Source organism: Shewanella sp. GutDb-MelDb, assembly GCF_002836075.1.
GTDB lineage: Bacteria > Pseudomonadota > Gammaproteobacteria > Enterobacterales > Shewanellaceae > Shewanella.
Genome location: NZ_PJBM01000034.1, coordinates 1 through 3,448 on the forward strand (window position 1 = coordinate 1; position 3,448 = coordinate 3,448).

General features: G+C 45.0%; 5 protein-coding genes. 1 reads left to right on the top strand and 4 read right to left on the bottom strand.

Annotation, left to right across the window (positions count from 1 at the left end):
* Positions 1-122 precede the first annotated feature (122 nt).
* Genes CXF82_RS00850 through CXF82_RS00865 form a run of 4 tightly spaced genes read right to left on the bottom strand, consistent with a single transcriptional unit; the run spans position 123 to position 2,903 of the window.
* Positions 123-1,223, bottom strand: a complete 1,101-nt coding sequence (locus tag CXF82_RS00850; RefSeq protein ID WP_102043511.1) for a 5-(carboxyamino)imidazole ribonucleotide synthase — start codon at positions 1,221-1,223, stop codon at positions 123-125.
* The gene (purE, locus tag CXF82_RS00855) at positions 1,223-1,705 is read right to left on the bottom strand and encodes a 5-(carboxyamino)imidazole ribonucleotide mutase (RefSeq protein ID WP_101091689.1); all 483 of its coding nucleotides are present in this window, start codon (positions 1,703-1,705) and stop codon (positions 1,223-1,225) included. Before purE ends, CXF82_RS00850 begins: the two co-directional genes overlap by 1 nt.
* Positions 1,706-1,720: 15 nt before the next feature.
* On the bottom strand, positions 1,721-2,653 hold the full coding sequence (locus CXF82_RS00860) for a sodium-dependent bicarbonate transport family permease (protein ID WP_101091688.1): 933 nt from the start codon (positions 2,651-2,653) through the stop codon (positions 1,721-1,723).
* 1 nt (position 2,654) lies between these two features.
* The gene (locus CXF82_RS00865; RefSeq protein ID WP_101091687.1) at positions 2,655-2,903 is read right to left on the bottom strand and encodes a hypothetical protein; all 249 of its coding nucleotides are present in this window, start codon (positions 2,901-2,903) and stop codon (positions 2,655-2,657) included.
* Between the two features lie 133 nt (positions 2,904-3,036).
* Between CXF82_RS00865 and CXF82_RS00870 the strand changes: the two genes are divergently transcribed.
* Positions 3,037-3,448: LysR family transcriptional regulator (locus CXF82_RS00870; protein ID WP_145991625.1), on the top strand; the 412-nt coding region annotated here is incomplete at its 3' end.

A 3,448-nucleotide genomic window follows, 5' to 3' on the forward strand; every position in this document is an offset into this window, starting at 1 on the left:
TCTAACCCGTTTATGCCCTTTATTAGTTACGTTGGTCGTTTAGTTCAATATGTAAAATATAATGTAGGCATACTTTTGTAATGTAAAACTTCTATATAGCTGGTCAATACACTACGTTGCTGTTAGCGATTAATATCAATACTCGCCGCGGCACTAGCCATTTGCTGTTGTAACGTCGCGTGGTTGCTTGCACTGAAGTTGATATGGCCAAGCTTACGATTCGGTTTAGGTTGTTTGTTGTACCAATGCAAACTAGAGCTGGCGGTAAGGCTATTCATGGGAGGGTTATTAGTGCCTAAAAGGTTGAGCATACCAACATTCCCTTGCACTTCTGTGTTACCCAACGGCAACCCGGCAATAGCACGAATATGGTTTTCAAATTGACAAGTTTGACCACCAAGTTGGGTCCAATGGCCACTATTATGTACCCTTGGTGCTAGCTCGTTGACTAGTAATTCCCCATTTATCACAAACAACTCAATGGCTAACACGCCGACATAATCAAGATGCTTAACGAGACGGCTAAAATAGTCTTCAGCGGCGTTGGTCATTGCAGGGCTAACTTTTTGAGCCGGAGCCATAGAAGCTAATAAAATGCCTTTGTCGTGCTGATTTTCGGTGAGAGGATAGCAGCGAATGTTACCTCGTACGTCTCTGGCACCTATAATCGACACTTCACGCTCAAAATGAACAAACTGCTCAGCAAGATAGGAGTCCGGTGCTATCTTGGGGGAGGCATTGACTAAATCGTCTCTATTGCGGATGACCCATTGATTTTTGCCATCATAACCCTCCTCAAGTGATTTGATCACCAAAGGAAAGCCCAGTCTTTCACCCAGTGAGCTTACAGCTTGTCCGTGGGAAAAGTCAGCGCATGGAATGTTCAGCTCACGAAGTAACTGCTTCTGCTTAATGCGGCTTTTGCATTTTGCAACACTGTCAACGTTCGGATGAGTAGTGCAATAAAGTGCTAGCCCTCGCAGCAAGGACAGCTCCACCTGCTCTTTTTCTACGCTAACGACATCTGGGCGACCCAAAGATTGATATAACTGACCAATATTATCACCTGTTTGCCAGATAACCACGCTGCCTAACCCGTCGACACATGCGGTGTCGCTGTCTGAAGCATTGTCGTTAACAAAACTGAAATTTATTCCCAACGGCATGCCAGCTAGCGCTATCATTCTTGCTAGTTGGCCACAACCAATAATTGCGATGTGCATTACTCTACCTCCACTGGCACATTGGCTGTTTGCTTCGCACGCCAGTGACATAAGCGTTCGGTAAGTGCTTTATCACCAAGAGCTAAAATTTGCACCGCCATTAAGCCTGCATTGTAAGCACCTGGATCGCCAATTGCCTGAGTCGCTACCGCGACACCTTTTGGCATTTGCACTATAGATAGCAAGCTGTCCATGCCTTTTAACGCTTTACTCGATACTGGTACGGCAATCACTGGCAGGTGAGTCATAGCCGCGGTCATTCCGGGGAGGTGCGCAGCGCCGCCAGCACCAGCAATGATCACCTTTACACCGTTGTTTGCTGCTTGCTTACTAAACTCAATTAAACGCTCTGGTGTACGATGAGCCGATACCACCTGCGCATCAAACTCTACCTCTAATGCTTCTAACACTGTGGTAGCATTTTTCATGGTTGGCCAGTCACTTTGAGAGCCCATAATAATCGCGACTTTTGCTTGTGTCATAATTGCCTCATAATTTTAATTAGTTAACCAAAATGTGAACAACGCGTAGGTTGGAATACCAACTAACACATTAAACGGGAATGTGATTGCCAGTGAATAAGTAATAGATAAGCTTTGATTCGCTTTGGGGACGGCCACCCGCATCGCTGCGGGTACTGCAATATATGATGCACTTCCACCTAGCACGCCAAGTAGGGTTGCTCCGCCAAAGCTCAGCTCCATCTGTACGCCGAGTAGGCAGCCTAAAAATCCCCCGACCAAGGGCATTGCTACACCAAAAGACAACATAAAGTTACCCATCTGCTTTAAATCTTTTATACGGCTGGCAGCCAACATCCCCATCTCGAGTAAAAAGAGTGCTAGTACGCCATGGAATAACTCAAAAAACAGTGGTGTGACGGTGCTCACTCGACCCGCGCCCCAGTAACCTATCAGCAGCGCACCGACCATGATCACTAGGCTTTGATTACAAAACACTTCATGCAGTAGCGCTCGCCATTTAATTTTTTCACCAGCTTGCTGGGCAAGCCCAATGCCGACGATAATAGCGGGGATCTCTAGTAGCACCACAAATAGTGGGAAATAGGCTTCGTACTCGATATTTTGCGATTCTAGAAACGACACTGCCACTGCATAAGTACCAATACTGACCGAACCATAGTGTGCAGCTATCGACGCTGAATCTTGTTTATTTAACTGACCGACAAATCTCAATACAGGAAAGGCAATCAAGGGAATGAGCAACCCCAAGCCAATCACCCATAACGATTGTGGTAATAGTTGTGCATTGCCATATTCTGCTAATGCAACACCGCCCTTAAGGCCAATAGCAATTAATAGAAACAAGGTTAATGACTGATATAATGCCTTAGGAAATTGAATATTGGCTTTCACTAAGGTTGCCAGCACACCTAAGATGAAAAAGGCGATAGTGATATCTAACTGCATCTTAGTGTCCCTTAAGGGGAGGTGAGCCAACTTTTGCATTTAGCAGCTGAGAAACTCGGTATTGGCGAACCCGTTTTGATATCAATGACAGGCAGATTAGTGCGGCAATACCAACACCAACACTTAAAAGCCCTAGGCTAGGCTGCCCTTGCGCTAATCCAGTCAATGCAATGGTGCAAATTATCGCAGCGGTAAATAAACCAAATAACGCTTGTTTATCTTGTAACACGTTCTGCTTTACTTGCTTCATACTGACTCCAGCATTCATTGAGGGTCACAAACTGACCTTGGCTTTATGCTGTGCAGTGTGCCAAAAAATGTTTATATATAAAAATAGATGTTTATGTGTTTTTATATAGATAAAAATCTATATAAGGTAAACAATGTCACTACGCTTACAAGCCCATATGGGCACGCTCAGACAATTAGAGATCTTATTAGCAGTGTATGATTGCGGTACGGTAGGCGGCGCTGCGCAAAATTTGCACCTCACTCAGCCGACCATTTCAATGCAGCTTAAGAAGCTCGCCGATGTCATTGGCTTACCGCTATACAATGTAATAGGTCGTAAATTGGTATTTACAGAAGCAGGGCTAGAAGTGGTTAAAACTGCCACCGAAGTGCTAGACAGTTTTGCCAAACTTGAAAGTTCCTTGTCTGACTTAGGGGAACTAAAGTCGGGAACGTTGCGTCTTGCGGTAGTGACAACCTCTAAGTATTTTATTCCCCATTTGTTAGGCCCGTTTTGCGAGCGTTACCCAAATGTTGGCGTACAGCTTAATATCGGCAACCGCC